The organism is Pantoea sp. nfd-35, from assembly GCF_056892255.1.
Window position 1 is genome coordinate 1,493,377 of record NZ_CP122403.1, and the last position, 20,893, is coordinate 1,514,269.

Genomic DNA, 20,893 nt, shown 5'->3' on the forward strand with positions numbered 1-20,893 from the left:
AGTGCAGCGTTCCGACTGACGGCCGCTCGTGACTCAATGGTAAGCAATATGACTTTTTTAAAATCGATGTCGTTAATTTTATCTTAAGTAGTGGCAGGGAATTGTGTCTGTTTAAAAAATCGCCTTTTAGTAAATATATTTGATAATTGGTGATTTTTAACATGACCACTTTCTCTGTATGTACTATTAATAGTAACTCGCGCTTAGCGGTCTTTACTGAACGCATTAAATAAATTAACAATAAAATGCGTGATGCTTATCGTGCCCTTGCTTTTTTTACATACTGAAATCACCAGGACGTCATCGAATGATCATAAGAAAACCTGTTGGTATGAATAATGAACAAAGCGCGTTTAGCCCTGTTTTTTTACGTCCTGAATGGCCTGGTCCTGCCCGCGGCATTTGCCGCCCCCTTACCGAAAGCGGAGTTCAACTGGCGCGCAGCACCCAGCGAAGAGCAGGTCGCCATTTTGACCCTGCGGGAAGCCATCCTTCGAGCCTTCGCACGCAACCCAAAAATTTCCGAGGCGGCGGCGCAGATTCATATTGGTGAAGGCGATCTGAGTGCCGCGCAAAGCGCCTGGTATCCCCAGATATCGCTTCAGGGGGCCGCGGGGCGCTCACATCAAACCGACTCATCTGGCAGTCTGAATAACAATGGGTCCGGCGGCATCACCCTCAGCCAGCTGTTATATGACTTTGGCCGCACTAACGGTGCCATTGACGAGCAGCATGCCCTGTCAGATGCCTACCGCTTCGGGTTATTTGACGCCATGACGCAGGTGGCTAAAGAGGCCTTACAGTCTTATCTGGAAGTCAAACGTTATCAGGCACTCGCCGCCACGGCACAGACGAATATCGCCTCGCTGGAGCACGTACGCGACATTGCCAAAATGCGTGCAGATGCCGGGCTCAACTCTCAGTCAGATGTGCTGCAGGCCGAAACCCGTATCGCCGCCATGCATGCCACGCGTGAACAGTATCTGGCCCAACTGCGTTCTGCCAACGCGCAGCTTACCGTCCTGACTGGTGTGGTGCCTGCCACGCTGCCTGAGCTGCCCCAGGCGCTGTTACAACAGCAAATTACCCTGGACAAAATCGCCTATGAAAACAGCGCATCGGTGCGCAGTGCGCAATACAAACAGGAAGCCGCCCGCGAACGGGTCCGTCAGGCGCAATCGGGTCACTGGCCCAGCATCAAGGTTCAGGCTGGCCGGACGCGTTACGAAAACGATACCCGCTCATACTGGGACGATGAAGTCCAGCTTCAGGTAGAGGCGCCGCTCTATCAGGGCGGTCTCGTCAATGCCAAAACCCAGTCAGCGGAGGGCGATCGGCTGGCCGCCCAGGCTGCGGTACAGCAAGCCAAACTCACGATTAATCAAAACGCCTCCACATCTTACGCCGATATGATCGGTGCTCAGCAGCGTCAGCTGGCGGGAGAGGCGCAGTTAGCCAGCGCTGAACATACGCGCAACGTGTATGCCGATGAGTACCGGCTCAGTAAACGCAGCCTGAACGATCTGCTTAGCGTTGAACAGGATGTGTTTCAGGCCGACAGCGCGCGAATCACTGCGCTTTATGACGGGTGGGATGCCACCGTCCGTTACGCCGCTGCCGTCGATAACCTGCTCGACATCATGGGTATCGATCGTCAAAAAAACAGCGGTGACCTTCTTCCTTCTTTGCAATAGCCAACCCGTTTTAAAAGGCGCGAACAATGAGTGCACAAAACCCGACGACCGATAACTGGATTGCTGCGATGTTGCGCGTGGCGGCACGCTTCGGTAAGCCTGCAGAGGGCAAAACGCTTCGCCAGCAAATGCGCTGGTTTGAACACCTGCCGGTGGCGCAGCAGCGGGATCGCTTGTGCGGGCTGCTGGGTCTCCATTTAACCATGGTGCCGCAGAACCAATTGCGCTGGCGGCAGGACATCACGCCCGTGGTGCTGGTGATGGAAAATAACAGCGTCGCCGTGCTGGAAGAAATCGATGGCGAGGGCGGGGCGCGCTACTGGCTTAGTGAAGGCGGCGATGTCATTCGGGAAGGCGAGCTGGCAAGCCTGCTCTCCAGAGCGCAGGGGGACATTGGCGTGATTGGCGTGGCCGCGCGCGGAAGAGATGCCCGCATTGATGAATTCGTGCAGCCCTATGAGCCACACTGGTTCTGGAAAAACTTTCGCGGCATGGGCCGGCGAATCGGCGAAATATCTCTGGCATCGGTAATCAGTAACGTCCTGGCACTCGCCGGTATTCTTTTCTCAATGCAGGTGTACGACAGGGTTATCCCGGCGCAGTCCGAGGCGACGTTGTGGGTGCTGTTTGTCGGCGTGCTCATTGCCGCCGCCATTGAATATCTGATTCGCCTGATGCGAACGCAGGTTTCTGACCTGATGGGGAAACGCATCGATCTGAAAGTGTCCGCCATGCTGTTTGCCCGGGCGATGAATATTCGCAATGAGTCACGGCCTAAATCCACCGGCTCTTTCATCTCCCAGCTGCGTGAAATCGATCAGGTTCGTGAGTTACTCACCTCAACCACCGTCGGCGCTGCCGCAGACTTACCCTTTGTCATTCTGTTCCTGTTTATCATGTCGTTTATCGGTGGCTGGCTGGTGCTGATTCCGCTGGCTGCTATTCCGCTCATTATTATTCCGGGGATGTTAGTGCAGTTCCCTATGGCGCGTCTGGCAAAAGCCGGGCTGCGCGAAGGCGCGCTGCGGAATGCCGTGCTGGTCGAGACGATAGAAGGCATTGAGGATATCAAAGCGCTGCAGGCCGAGCCTTACTTTCAACGCCAGTGGGAGCAAACCCACGAGGTCAGCGCCTCGATTGGCAATCAGCAACGTCTGTGGGGCGCCAGGCTGACCGGCTGGGCCTCCACCGTGCAGCAACTAACCTACGCGGGCATGCTGGTGTTCGGGGTTTATCTGGTACTGGATTCACAAATCACCACCGGTACGCTGGTGGCCTGTAGCCTGCTCTCTTCGCGCACCATCGCGCCACTCATGCAGCTGACCATGGTGTTTTCTCGTTGGCAGCACGCCAAAACCGCGATGAAAGGGCTGGATGAGCTGCTAAAAAAACCGCTCGATAAACCCGAGTCGGCCACCATGGCGCACTGTCCGACCCTGACCGGCCACTTTGAACTGCGCAACGTGCACTATACCTACGACGAAGAGAACGAAAAAAACGTGCTCAACGTGCAGCAGTTGAACATTAAGCCTGGAGAGAAAATAGCCATTCTGGGGAAGGTGGGCGCGGGCAAATCGACCCTGTTAAAAATACTGGCGGGCCAGGCGCAGGCCAGCCAGGGAAAAGTGCTGGTGGACGGCGTGGATATGGCACATATCGATCCGACCGATTTGCGCCGCCAGCTTGGCTGGCTGTCCCATGATTCGCGGCTGTTTTTTGGCACGCTCAGGCAAAATCTGCTGCTCGGCAATCCCCACGCCAGCGAACAGGAAATGCTGCAGGCGTTACGGATTAGTGGCGCGCTGTCGCTGGTTCAGCAGGATGCGGCCAGTCTGGATCGCGTGATCAATGAAGGGGGGAGAGGGCTGTCAGGTGGACAGCGGCAGATGATCATGCTCAGTCGAATGATCCTGCGCCAGCCGCAGGTGGTGCTGCTGGATGAGCCAACGGCCGCCATGGATGAGCAGCTTGAAGAGCATGTCATCCGTCAAATGCAGGGCTGGATCAGTGGACGCACGTTGATTCTGGTGACGCATCGCCCCGCTCTGCTGAAGATGGTCGATCGCATTGTCGTGATGGATAACGGGCGCATTATTGCCGACGGTGCGAAAGAGCAGATATTGCGGCGCGCCACTCAGAACGTCCCGGAAGCGACACAGGGAGGTGCGGTATGAGTGTGATCATCGATAAAGACCTTGCCAGACACGAGCGGCGCACCTCCGCGATCATCTGGTTGTGTACGGCGGCGCTGGCCTTTTTCCTGATCTGGGCGCACTTTGCCATTCTTGATGAGGTAACCGTCGGGACCGGTAAGGTTACGCCATCTACGCGCGCCCAGGTCATTGACAGCCTGGACGGTGGCATCGTTAAGCAGCTCAACGTGCACGAAGGCGATATTGTAGAAAAGGGCCAGATACTGGCCACGCTGGACCCAACCCGGTTTCAGTCCAACTTTGGTGAAGTACAGGCCAGAGTTCGCACGCTGCGTGCTTCATCGGAACGGCTCAACGCTGAACTGTCGGGAATTCCACTTAAATTCAGTGCTGAGACGCAAAAAGAGCCGCAGCTGGTGGCGCGTGAGAGACAGCTGTATGAATCGCGTCGGCGTAACCTCACCGAGACCATCAATAACCTGCAACAGTCTTTGCGGCTGGTACAGGATGAGCTGCGGTTAACTGAACCGCTGGTGGCAAAAGGCGCAGCGGGGCAGGTTGAAGTGATTCGCCTGCGCCGCCAGGTCAGCGATCTGCGTGGAAAAATCGACGAGGCGCGTAACGACTATCTGGTCCGCGCTCATGAGGAGCAGGTAAAAAACAATGCTGAACTCGACGCCCAGCTACAGGTAGCCGCAGGCAAAGAGGATCAGCTGACGCGCGCCACGCTCTATTCACCCGTGCGCGGCATCGTTAAAGATATTCAGGTCACCACGGTAGGTGGTGTGCTCGAACCCGGCGGAAAAATGATGGAAATCGTCCCCCTGGAAGATCAGTTACTGATTGAAACCCGTATCAATCCCCGTGATATCGCTTATATTCGGCCCGGGCTGGCGGCCGTGGTGAAAGTCACAGCCTATGACTCATCCATTTACGGGGATTTAACCGGCGTGGTGGAAACCGTTTCGCCTGATACCTTGCAGGATGAAGTTAAGCGCGACCAGTATTACTACCGGGTTTATGTGCGTACGCAAAAAGCAGAACTCACCAACAGGGCTGGACGACGCTTTCCTATTGTTCCGGGCATGGTGGCGAATGTGGAGATCAAAACGGGGCAGAAATCTGTCATGGACTATTTGCTTAAGCCGTTGAATAAAGTCAAAGAATCGATGCGTGAACGCTAATATAGCCCACGTTTTCTGACGTCACGTATTTTAGTTACTCTGCGTGATAAATTAGCCGCTGAAGTTTACCTGCTGAGGCGGTATATTACGCGAAATAAACCCATAAATACGGTGAAGAATCCCGCAGCTATCCCGGCTATTCAACTCTCTAAGACAATACAGACAAAGTTCAGGCAAAAAAAAGCCGGGCAATAAGCCCGGCGATATATAAGGGTAAAAAAAAATCATTCGGGGTGAATGAAGATAAGAAATAAATGATGATAGCGGGAGTAAGTATATTGGCTGGCGAATAATAAGTTTTACCATTGAGTGCTTAGGATTATTCCCACTAAAATCATTCGGATAGCTATTATTTTCAACGCGGTTGTCATTTTGTGCTTTATTTTTTATCACTCCGTGCGGCTAATAAGTTCCCCTTTATTTACATATAGCAATAAATTTTACAGATCATGAAACACTTTCGGAAATTTAGTAGCATTTTTACGATGGATTATTACCCATTATGAAACAACAATGGTTTGCCGACCGATATTACCATCGGTTTGCAGTGGCAAATATAAAAGGCACATAACAGAGGGTAATAAAAATGAAGCGTCACATTCTCTCCCTGGCGATCCCGGCATTACTGGCAGCTGCGGGCTCGGCAAATGCGGCTGAAATATACAATAAAGACGGCAATAAATTAGACCTGTTCGGCAAGGTTGACGGATTGCACTATTTCTCGGACAACGACGGTGCCAACGGCGACCAGTCTTATGTTCGTTTTGGCTTTAAGGGTGAAACCCAGGTAACAGATCAACTGAGCGGCTACGGCCAGTGGGAATACCAGGCGGCGCTCAACAATTCAGAAGCACAGGGTACGGCAAACAGCTACACCCGTGTTGGTTTTGCAGGACTGAAATTCGGCAATGCGGGTTCATTCGACTACGGTCGTAACTACGGTGTGGCTTACGACATTGGCGCATGGACTGACGTTCTTCCTGAGTTTGGTGGCGATACCTATGGCGCAGACAACTTTATGTTCCAGCGTGGCAACGGTATGGCGACCTACCGCAACAACGGCTTCTTCGGTCTGGTAGACGGCTGGAACTTTGCAGTTCAGTATCAGGGCAAAAACGATAACCCAACGGAAGCAAGCGGCGGGCGTGATGTGCTGGGTGAAAACGGCGACGGCTGGGGTCTGAGCACGACCTACGATCTGGGCTCCGGTTTCGGTATCGGTGCGGCAACCTTCCAGTCGGATCGTACCAACAACCAAAATGGCAATGCGCCGGGCATTCTGGGTCGCGGAGATAAAGCGGAAGCTTATACCGGTGGTCTGAAATACGATGCTAACAACATTTATCTGGCTGCGATGTACACGCGCGCCTATAACGCGATCAGCTTTGGCGACAGCACAAGCGCTAATCAGCCAAACACGGCCTACGGCTATGCTGACAAAGCTGATAACTGGGAATTAGTGGCACAGTACCAGTTTGACTTTGGTCTGCGTCCTTCTCTGGCGTACGTTAACTCGCGCGGCACCGATGTGCAGAACTGGGGCAAACAGAATCTGAAGAAATATGTCGACGTGGGTGCGACTTACTACTTCAACAAAAACATGTCGACCTATGTTGATTATAAAATCAACTTACTCGATGACAACGACTTTACCAAGGCCGCCGGCATTAATACCGATGACGTGGTGGGCGTAGGACTGGTGTACCAGTTCTAAATGTCACAGGGAGCGCCCGTGCGCTCCCTGATTTATTAATCTGCCGGGTGTTCCGGCTCGTTATCATCCTGTGGCACGATCACGTTGCCATATCTGGCCCCCTCGAATGCCACACCTGAAAGTGTAAACGCAGCAAAACTCAGCCAGTTTTGCATCGCAGTCATCACGGTTTCCGACTTATCCATCCCACACCTCTCAGCAACACAGTTAAGGTTTCTGGTGCAGGAATCGTGCCAGCCCAACCGCTCTCATAGCCACGGAAAAACAGGTGATTTTGCTACAATGGCGCGCGAATTAGGGGGCTGATGACCTTAAATGGTGCAGGGGCGATCAACGACGGCGCAGGTAAGTGGTTGGCATGTTGCGATTACGGCGTTGCTGCCATGTTTTATAGCTTCCTAATACGAACAGGCCCAGCACAGCGGCAAGGATTACATAAATCATCTGTGACTCCTTATTCTGACGCTCTCAGGAGCGAGCGGAACGTAGCAGTGTGATCGACCTAATAAGTTTTATCAACCATGTTTAAGTTACTTTACTTAGTGTTTGTGCTTTGAAATATGCACAGATGACCTGTTACGGATAAATAATGATGCGTTTTAAGATAAATCTCCTGTTTGTGGCTTTAATGTCATTGTTAATGGGATGTGACGACACGTCATCCAAAGCCCATGACGCCATGGTGCTGGAAGGCAAAACGATGGGAACGGTGTGGCGAGTCAGCCTGGCAGGCGTGGAGGCTGGACGCAAAGCGGCACTACAACAGCGCATCCAGCAACAACTGGATGCCGATGATGCGGAACTCTCGACGTGGAAACCGACGTCAGTGCTGTCACGTTTTAATCAGAGCCGTGCAACAACGCCTCAGCCGGTGAGTGAAAACATGGCTGATATCGTGACGATTGCGCTGCGTATCGGCAAAAAAACCTCGGGCGCCATGGATATCACGGTCGGGCCGCTGGTGAATTTATGGGGATTTGGCCCCGATAAGCAGCCCAACCATATTCCGGATGACAGCCAGATCGCCGCGGCCAAAGCCCTGACCGGCTTACAACATTTACGTGTCATACAGGGAGGCGAAGGCCAGTGGTTACAGAAGGATCTGCCAGGCTTGTATGTTGATCTCTCCACGGTGGGAGAAGGTTTTGCGACCGATCACCTTGCGCGACTGATGGAACAGGAGGGGATTAACAATTATCTGGTCTCGGTGGGGGGGGCTGTGCTATCCCGCGGGATGAATGCGCAGAACCAGCCATGGCGGGTGGCGATTCAGAAACCGACCGATCGCGAAAATGCCGTGCAGGCGCGGGTAGACCTGCAGGGACACGGCATCAGCACATCTGGCAGCTATCGAAACTATTATGAGCTAGACGGCAAACGTCTTTCACACATTATCGATCCCGCGACTGGCCGCCCGATTGACCATAAGCTGGTGTCAGCGACCGTGATTGCCACTACGGCGCTGGAAGCGGATGGCTGGGACACCGGCCTCATGGTGTTAGGTACTGAAAAAGCCAAAGCGCTGGCGATTAAAGAGAAACTGGCGGTGTATTTAATCACCCGGGAAGGCGATCGCTTCGTCAGCTGGATGTCGCCCCAGTTCTCTGCTTTTATTATTCCATCTGACTGACTGAGAGAAGCGCTATGCTGGATCTGTTTAGTGATGCCTCACCCTGGCAAGAACCCCTGGCTGATGGTGCGGTGATTTTACGCCGTCGCGCACGCGATGAAGCGGAAGATCTGTATCAGGCCATGATGGCAATAGCAGAATGTAATCCGTTTGAGCACCGCATCACGCCGGGCGGACATCGCATGTCCGTTGCGATGACCAACTGTGGGGACTTCGGCTGGTCGACAGATGCGCGCGGCTACCGATACAGTGAACAGGACAGCAGCAGTCAACGTCCGTGGCCGGCAATGCCGGATGCGTTTCGCCGGCTAGCGCAGCAGTCGGCTGAAGAGGCCGGCTTCCCGGGCTTCAATCCGGATGCCTGCCTGGTTAACCGCTACGAACCCGGCGCTAAGCTGACGCTGCATCAGGACAAGGATGAAAAAGACTTACGCCAGCCCATCGTTTCAGTGTCACTGGGCCTGGCGGCGGTTTTTCAGTTTGGTGGCTTTGAGCGGGGCGACCATGCACAGCGGGTTTTGCTGGAACATGGCGATGTGGTGGTGTGGGGCGGGCCTTCGCGACTGCGCTATCACGGCATCCTGCCGCTCAAGGCAGGCATCCATCCGCTCACCGGCGCCTTTCGCTATAACCTGACATTCAGGCGGGCTTTTTAACCCCCGCGCAAAGTGCGAATAACTATTGCTATCATTTGCCATCACATTACACTGCAGGCTGATTTTCATGTCTGGTAAGGTTCTATGGCGTTGTTGAATGTGGTTTTCTGCCAGTATCGCTGGCCGTTTATTGGCGTAATTTTGCTCACCCTGCTGAGTGCCGCATTGGGTATTGGCATGATTGCTTTTATCAATAGCGAAATGATCGTCGCCGTGAATACTTCCCTGACTGTTCTGCCCGCGTTTCTGTTCCAGGTCGTGATGCTGATGGGCGTAACGCTGGCCTCACAGCTGGCGCTGACCTGGCTGGGCCATCAGTTTGTCTGGCGCATGCGTGGCGAATTTATCAAGCGTATCCTGGACACGCGCGTGGAGCGCATCGAACAGATTGGTAGCGCACAACTGCTGGCGGGATTAACCAGCGATGTCCGGGCAATCACCCTCGCTTTTGTCCGATTGCCTGAGTTAATTCAGGGCATCATTATCACGCTCGGTTCAGCGCTGTATCTTGCCTGGCTGTCACCCAGAATGCTGCTGGTCACCAGCGGCTGGCTGGTGGTGACCATCGTCGGCGGCTGGATGCTGGTGTCGCGGGTTTATCAGCATATGGCGAAGCTACGCGATGTCGAAGACAATCTCTACCGCGATTACCAGACGGTGATCGAGGGGCGTAAAGAGCTACAGCTTAACCGTGAGCGTGCCAGACTCATCTATGAAACGGTTTATCAGCAGGACGCCAACACCTACCGGCACCATATTGTGCGTGCCGATACCTTTCATCTCAGTGCCGTTAACTGGTCAAACATCATGATGCTGGGCGCTATCGGGATGGTGTTTTACATGGCTAACAGTCTGGGATGGGCCAATACGGCCGTCGCGGCCACCTTTTCCCTGACGTTGCTTTTTTTGCGCACGCCGCTGCTGTCCGCGGTCGGCGCTCTGCCTACGCTACTGAGCGCTCAGGTCGCCTTTCGCAAGCTCAATACCTTTGATCTCGCGCCCTATGAACCTGACTTTCCCACCTTTAACGGCGAAACCGACTGGCAGACGCTTGAATTGCGAGATGTGACCTTTCACTACGGCGATAACGGTTTCCAGGTCGGACCGGTTAACTTGCGGCTCCAGCGCGGCGAGCTGGTGTTTTTAATCGGCGGTAACGGGAGCGGCAAATCGACGCTGGCCATGCTGCTCACCGGACTGTATCGCCCTCAGTCCGGCAGCCTGTTAATCGATGGCAAACCGGTTGATATGGGCGACCTCGATCGCTGGCGCAAACACTTTTCCGCCGTCTTTACCGATGTCCATCTGTTTGATCGCCTGATTGACAGCAAAGGCGATCCGGCGTCACCCGCCCGGATTCAGCAGTGGCTGGAAAAGCTTAAAATGCAGGACAAGCTAAAGATTGAAGGGAATAAGATCCTGAATCTGCAGTTGTCAAAAGGGCAAAGTAAAAGGCTGGCGTTGCTGCTGGCCGTGGCTGAACAGCGCGATGTCCTGCTGCTGGATGAGTGGGCAGCCGATCAGGATCCCCATTTCCGCCGGGTTTTCTATCGTGAACTACTACCGGCGTTACAGGCCGCCGGTAAAACGGTATTCGCCATCAGCCACGACGACCACTACTTTATTCATGCCGATCGTCTGCTGGAAATGCGTGAGGGTAATCTGTACGAATTAACCGGCCATGCTCGCGACCACGCCAGCCTGGATGCCGTCAGGCTGACCGATACCGGATTATGATGTCTGATGAACGCGATTGACAAGGCTGCCCAATGCCAGACTACTACACTCAGAAGAGGGGCAGAGGGTTGATGCATAAAGGATAAAGCCGCTCAGGGTGAGCGGCTTAGAAAAGGTCTGGTTGGCGCTTGAAATCACACGTTGCTTTGCTGTAACGCGGTGTGAGGTTGGTAGCTTGTTATAATCAATCGTTTGGCGGGATGGAGAAGTTTTTCAGTGAAACGACAAAATGTTGTTGGCCTTTGCTGATGCGCGCACCGCGATCGCACCACTGACTTGCCAGACGAAAGAAATCGTCACAACCGATGTCGTATGCCAGCTCCACCTTATTGATACCTGAGTGCAGTAAATTTTCTGCATCCTTCAGGTTTTTAGCTTGGATGATCATATCTGTACCCTCGATTTCAGGAGGAAACAGAATAAGCTTTTTTTATGACAAAAATGTTTCAGTTTGATGAACCGCTGTCTTATTTGTTATTTTTGTGAAGCATTAGACATTATGGGTTTATCACTAACTCATTAATTAATATCAATAATGGTGATTTTTTAGCAGTTTATCGGGAAAGTCTGATATTGCAACCATCAGCAGCGGGCTGTTCAGCACAGCCCGGCAAACAGAAATCGTTTAGTCCTGTTGATGTCTGTCAGGCAGCAGGCCAATCAGAGGTTTTCAGGTCTGGGCTTCATGCTCACTCTCAGGGCGAAGACGTTCCTGAGCCAGAAAACTCAGGTCGCTGCCTGCAGGACGCTGGTAAATGCGCAGCGAAAAGACGTTAGCGATGGCATATACGTATTCGAAGATGGCCGATTGGGTATGTTCATAATCGACCCAAAGCACTGACGACGTAAAGCAGTAGATCTCAATGGGCAGCCCCTCAGAAGACGGCTTCATTGACCTCACCACGATATACATCTCTTTATGGATATCATCTCGCTGAGCCAGCCAGGCGGTGAGATAGTGACGAAAGATCATCAAATTCGTCATGCCATTTTCAACGAACCAGCGATCGCCGACGGCACTCAGTTCGCGACCATCCATAAGTTTGGACAGTTGTTCATTAATGCCGCGAATCTGCGTCATGGGCTCCAGCATGGCGTGATTTACAAAGCTTATGGACGTTTGATCAATGTAGAAACTGCGCATGATCCGGCGTGCACCGGATGAGAACATGGCCTGCCAGTTGGTATAGGTTTCGGTCAGAAAGGTTTTGGTGGGAACGCGGGACAGAGTATTGTCCCAGTTGCGAATAGTAATGGTGTGAAGGGCGATATCCACTACCTCTCCACTGATATTATTGACCGGAAGCTCTATCCAGTCTCCTAGCTGCAACACATCATTCGAAGAGAGCTGTATATTCGCCACCAGCGACAGTAAGGTGTGCTGAAATATCAACATCAGTACCGCTGCCACCGCACCCAGACTGGAGATAATAATGACTGGCGACTTATTTGACATGATAGCCAGGATCATAATCGCCGAAATGATATGCACCAGAATTTTGCCGACCTGAATATAGCCTTTAATGGAATGGTTTTTACGTTTCGACTTTTTTACGTAGGAGATATTGATAATCTCCAGTACTTCATTAAAGAACAGCGACAGATAGACCATAAACAAAATGCCGCAGATGGTCTTAATGGCAATCAGCAGATGCTCGGGTAAGTCCGGCATAAACTGCAGCAGGAAGTAGACGGTGATCACCGGAATAAAATTAGACAGCTTTTCAGACAGCCTGACGTCTTTGTCCAGCGGCACCTGATTTTTATGGCTGCTGAAGAACACCTTACGTACGACTTTGACAACCAAAAACTTACAAATCAGATGCGCAACCAGGCCCGCGACAATCAACACAACGATGTTAATAGCAATGGAAAGAGCAGGTTTGTTCTCGATAAAGTGTTGTATGTTGTTAAAATAATTCATGTTAATCGTATGCCTGGAAATTTGTCTGTATTCAATCACAAACCTGATAATGGCGATAAGCGTAGCGTGCGTTTGAACGTCGTGCGAGGGGTAAGTTAATTGAATTGATTTATCATGCCATAGTGCCACTTTACGCCTGTGGCATCGCCAGCCTGTCTGACGCGTGAACAGGGGCGGCAGAGCGGGGCAGTCAACGAAAGTCTGGCTCGTTCAGGCCATGACTGTACTGCCTGTGCTGAGGTTCACGTACGCGTCCTGCGAGCGCTGGCGCGTTCACCAGGGCAGTGCATGGGTAACCGGCTTTGTACTGTGCCACAGAGGTATTTTTCGCCGCCTCATAACGGTCAGTTTCGGCAACAGGTCTTTAGCCTTTCGGTTATTCAGGACAGGCAGATATCAGTATCGTCATATTGAACCGGGGATGCTATGCGCGCGTTAACTCCCTGCATATAAATGAGCATCATTGAATTAAGGTTATATTTTCCCGATGCTCATCATTTTATTGAACCTGTTCCTGCTGTAGCTCAGGCGTGTGTTTTTTCTCTTAGTGACATGTTGTTGGCCTGATAAAAAGGCGCTGCAAAATGCGGGTTTTACACTCTGTATTTATAGCTATTTACGCTAAATATATGGAGGATATCGCCGTAATTTGACTTATGAGAGGCATGGTGTAGGTTAAAAATACCTCAAAAACATATGCTTATCTCCACCTCTTTTCAGGAAGGTGGAAAATGAAAACTCACACTATCTCTAACAGTCACCCCGGTGGTCGTGTTCAGTCGGCGCGCTCGGGCAGAGTGGGCTTTATTGAAAAAGCCGGTTTTGGCGCCGGCGATGCGGCCTGCAATATGTTGTTTAATCCGATAACCATGTTCTTGTCGTTTTTCTATACGGATATATTTGGCCTTGCGCCGGGCGTGGTGGCGACCATCTTTCTTGTTGTACGATTTGCCGATGCGGTTTTCGACCCCTTTTACGGCGCTTATATTGATAAAACCGCGACGCGATGGGGCCGTTTTCGTCCCTGGATTATAGGCTTTGCCGTACCATTTGCCATTAGCTGTATGGTGATGTTTTACACACCGGATTTACAGGGGCATGCAAAGGTCATGTATGCCTTTATTACCTATCTGATTTTGTCGCTGCTTTATTCCGGGGTTAACATTCCTTATTGCTCGCTGGGCGGCGTAATCACTACCAACGCGCAAGAACGGGTGTCCTGTCAGCAATTCCGTTTTATGGGCGCCGGGCTCGCCAGCCTGTTCTGCACGCTGACATTACTGCCAATGGTGGCCTTTTTCGGTAACGGAAACCGGCAAATCGGTTTCTTCTGGGTCATCACCATTTTTGCCATCATTTCCCTGTTTTTGTTTGTTTTTTGTGTGGCAACCACCCGGGAGCGCATTACACCCAAGAGCAATGCCGGAGAATCCATTTTCACTATTATCCGGCAAATCACAAAAAACGATCAGTGGGTCGTCTGTGTCTTTGCCATGTTTCTGGACTGTATCCCTTCTTTTGTGCGCGGCGCCGCCTGTATCTACTTTGCGAAGTACGTGATGGGATTAAACGATTACTACGCCACGCTGTTCCTGAGCACCGGTATTGTTGCCGGTATTCTTGGCTCTTACATTACCCCGTTTTTCACGAACCGGTGGTGTAAGGTTCAGGTTTATCAGGCATGCAAAGCGGTCGCGCTGGCGATGTCAGTGGTGTTCTTCTTTTTGCCCGCCCAGAACGTGGTACTGGTGTTTGGCTGGTTTTTTATCCTGTCAGTCATTCATCAGATTGGTGCGCCTATCCTGTGGTCGTTTATCGGTGACGTTGATGACTATGGCGACTGGAAAACAGGCAAGCGCCTGTCTGGGATCTGTGCCTCTGGCAACCTGTTTTCACTCAAAATTGCGCTGGCCGTCAGCGGCGCGATTGTGGGGGCTGTCCTGTCGGTCACCGGTTATCAGGCCAACATTGCTGTGCAAAGCAGCCGCGCCATCGCCGGGATTTATGCGCTGATGGTCTGGATTCCCGTCGTGGGTTATCTGCTGTCTGTGTGGCTGGTCCGTTCGCGCTACATATTGACCACAGCCAAAATGAAAACCATTGAAGACGATCTGTTCTCAACGCATCCCGAGTAAGCCTTTATCCGTAATTCGTTATGAAGACAGAAGGGAAGAAAATGATTACGTACTTTTTCCAAAAACAAAACTACATCGACCAGGTGGACGATGCCCTTTACGGCTCCTTTGTTGAGCATCTTGGCCGCGCTGTCTATAGCGGCATCTATGAACCTGGGCATGCCACGGCGGATCAACACGGCTTTCGGCAGGACGTGGGGGAACTGGTGCAGGATCTGGGGATCAGCACCGTACGTTATCCCGGTGGTAACTTTGTCTCGGGCTATAACTGGCGTGACGGCATTGGCCCGCAAGCCGAGCGCCCGGTCAGGCTGGATTACGCGTGGCTGACGAAAGAAAGCAACCAGTTTGGCATCGATGAGTTCGCCACCTGGTGTGAGAAATATGCGGTGACGCCAATGATTGCCGTCAACCTTGGCACAGGTACGCCGCAGGAGGCCGGTTACTTTATTGAATACTGTAATCTGGCGTCCGGCACTGCGCTCAGCGATCTGCGCATCCAGCATGGTCGTGAAACGCCGTATAATTTTAAACTCTGGTGCCTGGGTAATGAGATGGACGGCGAGTGGCAAACCGGGCAGCTGAGCGCGGAGGATTACGTCAAAAAAGCGCGGGAAACGGCAAAAATCATGCGCTGGGTCGACCGGGATATCAGGCTGGTCGCCTGCGGCAGTTCTAACTCGTTACAGGCCAGCTACCCGGAATGGGATCGTATCGTTTTGGAAGGGCTCTATCATCAGATCGATTACCTCTCATGCCACCATTATTTTGAAAACAGCACCGGTAACCCGCAGGATTTCTTAGCGTCGTTCCAGAGAATGGATGATTTTATTCATACCATCACGGCCACGGCGGACTATGTAAAAGCCAAACTGCGCAGCGATAAAAAGATGATGCTGTCGTTTGATGAATGGAACATCTGGTCAATCGAAGGCGAACCCTGGCAGGATCATTTTATCGATCCCAACAACCTTTATCAGGAAGCGCCGCCCCTGCTGGAGCAGTCTTATACCTTCCTGGACGCGCTGACGTTTGGCGGGCTGATGTGTTCATTACTCAATCATTGTGACCGGGTGAAAATGGCGTCGCTGGCCCAGTTGGTCAATGTGATTGCTCCCATCTTTACCCGCCCCGGCGGCGAGGTGATTCGCCAGACCATCTTCTGGCCTTTCCAGATGGTGAGCCAGTATGGACGCGGGCACGCGCTGCGCTATTTTGCCAACGTTCCCACCGTTAACACGGTGCATGGCGAAACCCGGCAGGTACAAAGCGCGGCGGTGTACAATGAAGAGAGGCAGCAAATTGCCTTCTTTGCGCTCAATACACACGACCATGACGCAACAGACATCAGGTTTATGCTGGATGCGTTTGGTGAGGGAGTACTCTCACAACATATCGTGTTAGCCGGCCATGCGCTGGATGCCAGAAATACCTTCTCTCAGCCGGATAATGTGGTGCCGCAACCCCGCACGCTGACAAATGAGCAGCGTCGCCAGAAACAGGTGTCGCTCCCGCCTCTTAGCTGGAACATGGTGCTGATCGATCTGCAATGCTGAACAGGGATAAACCCGCCAGTGTCGGATGTTTCTGGCGAAGGTGATGAAGCGGCGGAGCCACTCAAAACCCACTATCGAGTGGGTTTTGACCGAACTGGGCCGGGTTTATCAATCGCCTTACTCCAGGATTTCGGCCAGATTTACGATATAACGTGAGGAGATAAAGGCAATTGACCTTTTATCAAATTCCCGTTCATGACGGATATTGGATAATAGGTTCCAGTAAAAAACCTTCGCCCCATACGGCTGCAGCGACAATCGACAATCTGACAGCGCGTGGGTTTTTTATCATTGTTTATCGCGCCTTTCCGGAACCATGAACCCTGTTTATCGGGGCGACGTTCTACGCATCAGAATAAATGTTTCCCTTAAACGAAATCCTGGCATGATGCTTTTTTAACAGCGCATATTGGCCTTTATTCGCTGTTGATCATTGATTAACCCGCTCGGCACAGTCATTCCTGACTATCGAACAGCCTGTGTTTTTTATCTGTTATTGACAAATGCAGTTAAATGACGCTCAGGCAGCCGGCACTTTTTTATCCACCACAAAATCAAACTTTGTTAAACCAACACTCTGGGCACTTGTCATCACGAAGGCCACTCGCCCATACGGGGTTCCCTGATCCGCATAGATACGGATATGCGGCGGTTCAGGCAGTTTTGCCGCATCCTGCAGTCGGGCTACAAAGGCGGCGTCATCGAGTGTTTCTTTATCCCAGGCAATATTCCCGTTGGCCGTCAGCGAGATATTCACTGATTTAATGTTCTTATCGACCATGCTGGCGTTAGCTTTGGGCAAATTGACTTTTACCGCCGGATTGATCACCGGCAAGGTAATCATAAAGACAATCAGCAATACCAGCATGACATCAATAAAAGGGGTCATATTAATATCATTGACCAGCGGATCGTCATCTGACTCAAACTGTGATTTACCTGACATACTCATTTTTCACGTCTCCTGAGAAAGCCGCGCTAAACTGGCTGACTGGCGCGAAATGGCTGAACAGAGCTCGACTGAGCTTTATCGCCAGCGTGCAGTTCCTCTACGTTAGACGTAATACGTGAGCCGGTAAGATAATAAGCGTGCAGATCGTTGGCAAAACGCGCGATGGCGTGCTGAAGGGCGCGGTTGCGACGACTTATGGTGTTAAACCCCAGAACTGCCGGGATAGCCACGAAAAGGCCAAATGCCGTCATGATAAGCGCTTCGCCCACCGGCCCGGCAACGTGAGCCAGATCGGGCTGGTCGGCCATGCTGATGGACTGCAGCGCATGATAGATCCCCCAAACGGTGCCAAGCAAACCTACAAATGGCGCCGTACTGCCAATGGAGGCAAGGATCCCCAGGCCTGATTGCAGATTGGCAGCGCTGTCGTCGATACTGTTTTTCAGGGCGCGGGCCAGCCAGTCGCTAATATCCAGATTGTTGCTGATGCCTGCTTCAATCGTATATTGGTGGGACATGGCCGCGTGTCCGGCGATGGCAAGGTCGCGAAACGGGTTGTTACCGTTGGCACCCAAGGTATCAATGGCTGCCGGTAGCGTCTTTTGACTCCAGAATAAATGCTTGGTGCGGTGGGCTATCTTTTTCATGCCCGCGCCTTGTATGCATTTTATAACAATGACCGACCAGGACATGACCGACATAATTAGCAGGATAATGGCCACTGACCGGGTAATGATGTCACCCTGTTCCCATACATGTTCTATGCCAAACTCATTCATAATGCATCCTCAATTAGTAAGAAAAGCGCCCGCTCATCATCATCCTGCCCTAGCTGGATAATTTGAACGTGATGGGTTGAATCGTCATAACGGAAATCGCCTGGCCGTTTTCCATGTAAGGATTGCAGCGTATTCGGGAAACGGCTTCCATTGCCGCCTGATCCAGATCGTCAAAGCCGCTGCTCCGTGCAATTTCGCGGTGTTTCACCGTGCCATCGGAGTTAATGATCAGGCGGATTAGCACCTCGCCCTGTTCCTGAAGCCGTTTCGCCCTACGTGGATAGTCCGGAGCCGGTACCTGGCAACCCACTGTGGCGACATTCCTGGGGGCAGCATTCGGTACGCTTTTCAGCATTTGCCCTTGAGACGTGGCGGGAATCGCCGTTCGTTCCGCCACTTTTGCATTTTGCACGGGTGAAGGTTTAACCGGTTCGACCGGGTGCGTTTTTTCCGTTAACGTTTTGTGTCGAACAACTGGCTTTGGTTTGGGCTTAGGCGGCACGACTTTTGGCTCAGGTGGCGGTACAACCGGCTTGACGTCATCCTGATCGATTTCGCGCGTGCTGTTATCGGCGGTCAGGACAGGTGGCGCTTTGACGACCTCCGGAACCGGTACGGGTTCAGCGGGCGCCTCGACCATGGTTGCTTCAATACTGGTTTGGGTCGCGGGATTAATAATATTCAGCGGATGGTATTGAGTGGTGTGGGTAATAGCCATGGCAATCAGTGCCAGGTGCAAGATAACCACCGCGCTCACCGCCAGCTTTGGCAGATTTTTTTTACAGGAACTCTGCGCGCCTTGCGGAGCAATCAGGGGAGCCGTTGGTATTCCAGGCACTGAAAGATGATCTTTGAAAATAAGGCGCTCTGCTTTCACTACTACCTCACGATAAATCGCTACTGCTCAATGATTCTCAGCAGCAGTTTCTGGAAGACTTATCCTGTATGTGCAACGAGAATGAAAAAATGACACCGGCCGGGGAAGAAAAAACGCAAATTTTTATGACGCGGCCGGCTCGATCCTGATCCAGTAATTCGTAGTGCGAGTGATCGCAATCGGCATTGTTTGGGCAAGCGCGTCGAGCGTGTAGGGAATATTATCAAGCGGGAAGTTGCCGCTGACTCGCAGGTCAGCGACGGCCGGGGCGACGCGAATGACGGCAGGACTGTAATTTTTCAGTGAGTTAATCACGGAACCCAGCGTAGCATCTTTCACTTCCAGGCGACCCTGCGTCCATGCGGTTTCCTCATAGGGCGAGACGCCCAGCGGGATAAACGACTGATGATCGAACCACAGACCGTGGCCTGCCTGAACCTGCCGACTGTCACCGTTTCGATTGGTCACTTTTACCACCGCGTTCAGGACGGCCAAATGAATACCGCTCGATTCCTGCCGAACATGGAAACGGGCTTCCTGCGCAAGAATTCGCCCTGCGTGGGTGGCAATGGTGAACGGGCGTTGATCGTCGACCACTTCGGCAATGATGCCACCGGTGCGCAGTTCCACTTTGCGCAAGGTTTCATCCAGCGAAATATTCAACGCCGTGCGGGCATTCATATCCAGCGTGCTGCCGTCGTTAAGTTGGATCCTGCGCCGCTGTCCGGTATCGGTATAAGCATCGGATAACAGGTAGGGCAAAGGATATCGCTGGTTTAATATCAACCCACTGAACACACCTAACGCGGCAACGCCACAGGCTTTTTGCAGGAACTGACGGCGGCTTGACGGCGCAAGCAACGTCTGGCGCAGATTTTCTGTGGGTATACTGTGGTTTAGCGTCTGAATCTTACCCAACGTTGCTTCAATTTTTGCACAGGCGGCGTCGTGACGATCGTCGGAATAACGCCAGCGCTCATACTGCCGGAAGTCATCTTCTGTGGCATCGCCCGAGCGTAACAGCACCATCCACTCAATTGCTTCCTGCGCGACGTCGTCGGGACGCTGGGTAAGTTTCATTTGTGATGTCCCGCCATCGGGTCAGATTGACCCTGAGCCACCAGATAACAATTCGTCAGTGCTTTAGCCACATATTTACGCACCATACTGGCTGATACGCCAAGCTCTTTAGCGATTTCAGCATAGGTCATGCCATCCAGTTGGTTGAGCAAAAAGGCCTTTCTCGCATTTACGGACAAGCCATCCAGAGCGCGATCGATAGCCAGTAAAGACTCCATCACCATCTCCAGTTCTTCGGGCGAGGGGTGACAATGCTGCGGGCTATCTGCCAGAGCTTTGAGATAAGCCTGTTCAAGGTCGCGGCGTCGCCAGTTTTCATATAACACGCGCTGGGCCAGTGTCGTCAGCATGGCCCTCGGCTCGCGAATGTGGGGCAGTTCCGGAATTGCCGCCAGACGTAAAAACGCTTCAGAAGCGATATCTTCTGCCATGGTGCCGTAGCTAATTCGACGCCGTAATTTATCCGTCAGCCAGCGATAATCGCTGCGAAAAATAAGCGTTAATATATCTGAACGATCGGTCATGTCGGCAGGCATAATGTCCCCCATCTGAAAACTTAACACCTTTCTCAGCGCCTCAATAAAGACCGAGAAATGGAACCCACTTTCTACCTTGCGCTAAGGTGCAGCTTATTGTGGGAAAAACCTTTGCCTACCAAGCAAAAGAAAGGCCAATGTGTTTCCGGACTTTTCTTTTTTAAGTTTATTTTTTTTATTTATTACTATTCAGCTTGTTATAAATGCATCGTTACGCTCTGCCACTCACTTCTCTTGTGCCATCTTTTTGACGCTGGAAGGCCAGCCTCAGTAGGCTGCACCGCAA

At 52.1% G+C, this 20,893-nt stretch carries 18 protein-coding genes; 9 read left to right on the forward strand and 9 right to left on the reverse strand.

Annotated elements, in window-relative coordinates; all coding sequences use genetic code 11:
* Positions 1-338: 338 nt before the first annotated feature.
* The 4 genes from P9J57_RS07030 (at position 339) to ompC (ending at position 6,745) form a co-directional block, all read left to right on the forward strand.
* The gene (locus tag P9J57_RS07030) at positions 339-1,694 is read left to right on the forward strand and encodes a TolC family outer membrane protein (protein WP_019106571.1); all 1,356 of its coding nucleotides are present in this window, start codon (positions 339-341) and stop codon (positions 1,692-1,694) included.
* Between the two features lie 26 nt (positions 1,695-1,720).
* Complete coding sequence (locus P9J57_RS07035) at positions 1,721-3,868, forward strand: type I secretion system permease/ATPase (RefSeq protein WP_019106570.1); 2,148 nt, start codon at positions 1,721-1,723, stop codon at positions 3,866-3,868.
* Positions 3,865-5,031 carry a beta-barrel domain-containing protein gene (locus tag P9J57_RS07040; protein ID WP_014594151.1) on the forward strand — a complete coding sequence of 389 codons (1,167 nt, stop codon included), beginning with the start codon at positions 3,865-3,867 and terminating at the stop codon, positions 5,029-5,031. The genes P9J57_RS07035 and P9J57_RS07040 overlap by 4 nt, the downstream gene beginning before the upstream one ends.
* Positions 5,032-5,617: 586 nt before the next feature.
* Entirely contained in the window at positions 5,618-6,745 is a 1,128-nt protein-coding gene (ompC, locus tag P9J57_RS07045) for a porin OmpC (protein WP_014594150.1), read from the forward strand.
* A 35-nt stretch (positions 6,746-6,780) separates the two neighbouring features.
* Here ompC and P9J57_RS07050 read toward each other — a convergent pair whose 3' ends face one another.
* Both P9J57_RS07050 and P9J57_RS07055 read right to left on the reverse strand, forming a co-directional pair.
* On the reverse strand, positions 6,781-6,930 hold the full coding sequence (locus tag P9J57_RS07050; protein ID WP_014605391.1) for a hypothetical protein: 150 nt from the start codon (positions 6,928-6,930) through the stop codon (positions 6,781-6,783).
* A 145-nt stretch (positions 6,931-7,075) separates the two neighbouring features.
* Positions 7,076-7,189: a hypothetical protein gene (locus P9J57_RS07055; RefSeq protein ID WP_013026480.1), complete on the reverse strand. Its 114-nt coding sequence runs from the start codon at positions 7,187-7,189 to the stop codon at positions 7,076-7,078.
* Between the two features lie 145 nt (positions 7,190-7,334).
* Between P9J57_RS07055 and apbE the strand changes: the two genes are divergently transcribed.
* The 3 genes from apbE to P9J57_RS07070 all read left to right on the forward strand — a co-directional run bounded on the left by apbE (position 7,335) and on the right by P9J57_RS07070 (position 10,768).
* A complete protein-coding gene (gene apbE, locus P9J57_RS07060; RefSeq protein WP_014605392.1) occupies positions 7,335-8,375 on the forward strand; it encodes an FAD:protein FMN transferase ApbE in 1,041 nt (346 codons plus the stop codon).
* Positions 8,376-8,389: 14 nt separating this feature from the next.
* Positions 8,390-9,031, forward strand: a complete 642-nt coding sequence (gene alkB, locus P9J57_RS07065; protein WP_013026478.1) for a DNA oxidative demethylase AlkB — start codon at positions 8,390-8,392, stop codon at positions 9,029-9,031.
* A gap of 84 nt (positions 9,032-9,115) precedes the next feature.
* Positions 9,116-10,768: a multidrug ABC transporter permease/ATP-binding protein gene (locus P9J57_RS07070; RefSeq protein WP_028715396.1), complete on the forward strand. Its 1,653-nt coding sequence runs from the start codon at positions 9,116-9,118 to the stop codon at positions 10,766-10,768.
* Between the two features lie 184 nt (positions 10,769-10,952).
* Here P9J57_RS07070 and P9J57_RS07075 read toward each other — a convergent pair whose 3' ends face one another.
* Positions 10,953-11,156: a hypothetical protein gene (locus P9J57_RS07075; protein ID WP_013026476.1), complete on the reverse strand. Its 204-nt coding sequence runs from the start codon at positions 11,154-11,156 to the stop codon at positions 10,953-10,955.
* A gap of 282 nt (positions 11,157-11,438) precedes the next feature.
* Positions 11,439-12,692, reverse strand: a complete 1,254-nt coding sequence (locus P9J57_RS07080; protein ID WP_483279437.1) for a mechanosensitive ion channel family protein — start codon at positions 12,690-12,692, stop codon at positions 11,439-11,441.
* A 731-nt stretch (positions 12,693-13,423) separates the two neighbouring features.
* Between P9J57_RS07080 and P9J57_RS07085 the strand changes: the two genes are divergently transcribed.
* Entirely contained in the window at positions 13,424-14,827 is a 1,404-nt protein-coding gene (locus P9J57_RS07085; protein WP_014605394.1) for a glycoside-pentoside-hexuronide (GPH):cation symporter, read from the forward strand.
* 41 nt (positions 14,828-14,868) lie between these two features.
* Positions 14,869-16,383 (forward strand): arabinosylfuranosidase ArfA, encoded by a 1,515-nt coding sequence (gene arfA / locus P9J57_RS07090; protein ID WP_019106566.1) that lies wholly within the window; start codon positions 14,869-14,871, stop codon positions 16,381-16,383.
* 520 nt (positions 16,384-16,903) lie between these two features.
* Here arfA and P9J57_RS07095 read toward each other — a convergent pair.
* The 5 genes from P9J57_RS07095 to P9J57_RS07115 form a co-directional block, all read right to left on the reverse strand.
* Complete coding sequence (locus tag P9J57_RS07095) at positions 16,904-17,335, reverse strand: ExbD/TolR family protein (protein WP_013026472.1); 432 nt, start codon at positions 17,333-17,335, stop codon at positions 16,904-16,906.
* 26 nt (positions 17,336-17,361) lie between these two features.
* Entirely contained in the window at positions 17,362-17,982 is a 621-nt protein-coding gene (locus tag P9J57_RS07100) for a MotA/TolQ/ExbB proton channel family protein (protein ID WP_235193314.1), read from the reverse strand.
* A 181-nt stretch (positions 17,983-18,163) separates the two neighbouring features.
* Positions 18,164-18,862 (reverse strand): energy transducer TonB, encoded by a 699-nt coding sequence (locus tag P9J57_RS07105; RefSeq protein ID WP_227008702.1) that lies wholly within the window; start codon positions 18,860-18,862, stop codon positions 18,164-18,166.
* 252 nt (positions 18,863-19,114) lie between these two features.
* On the reverse strand, positions 19,115-20,071 hold the full coding sequence (locus P9J57_RS07110) for a FecR family protein (protein ID WP_013026469.1): 957 nt from the start codon (positions 20,069-20,071) through the stop codon (positions 19,115-19,117).
* Positions 20,068-20,619 carry a sigma-70 family RNA polymerase sigma factor gene (locus P9J57_RS07115; protein ID WP_014594144.1) on the reverse strand — a complete coding sequence of 184 codons (552 nt, stop codon included), beginning with the start codon at positions 20,617-20,619 and terminating at the stop codon, positions 20,068-20,070. The genes P9J57_RS07110 and P9J57_RS07115 overlap by 4 nt, the downstream gene beginning before the upstream one ends.
* Positions 20,620-20,893: the final 274 nt, after the last annotated feature.